The organism is Bradyrhizobium sp. 76, assembly GCF_023073025.1.
Taxonomy (GTDB): domain Bacteria; phylum Pseudomonadota; class Alphaproteobacteria; order Rhizobiales; family Xanthobacteraceae; genus Bradyrhizobium.
On record NZ_JADPIS010000154.1, the window covers coordinates 1 to 564 of the forward strand.

The window sequence follows — 564 nt, forward strand, 5'->3', positions numbered from 1 at the left end:
TGCGTGACCCTGCCGGCCACCGCCAGCCCATGCCGGTTCTCCATGGTGGCGTGGCCCATATAGCAAAGCTTGGCCTCCCGTCCGGCCGCCTTGCGATAAAGCCTGCTGTCCGGGTCACTGGTGCTCGCATGGGTGTCGTTCTTGCGTTTCTGGCCATGGAAGTTGGCGCCGTCATCATCGTCGCCGCTGCCGTCCTTGGGGCGAAAACTCTTCTGCGAAGCCCAGGCTTCGATCAGCGTTCCGTCCACCGAAAAATGCTCGTCCGACAATAGCGGCTGGACCTGAGAATGGTTCAGAAGCCTGGTCATGAACTTCGTGAACACATCGCCGTTCTGCAGCCGCTCCCGGTTCTTGGTAAAGGTGGTCGGGTCCCAGACCGGATCGTCCGGCGACAGTCCCACGAACCAGCGATACAAAAGATTGTAGTCCAGTTGCTCCATCAGCTGGCGTTCCGAGCGGATGCCGTAGAACACCTGCAGCAGCAAGGCGCTCAGCAATTGCTCCGGAGGGATCGAAGGACGTCCCTCGCTGGCGTATAGCTTTCCAAGGCTGCGGTTCAAATCA

General features: G+C 59.9%; 1 protein-coding gene. It reads right to left on the minus strand.

The features are described 5' to 3' along the window. Window positions 1-564: IS5 family transposase (locus IVB48_RS40545; protein ID WP_247408850.1), on the minus strand; the 564-nt coding region annotated here is incomplete at both ends.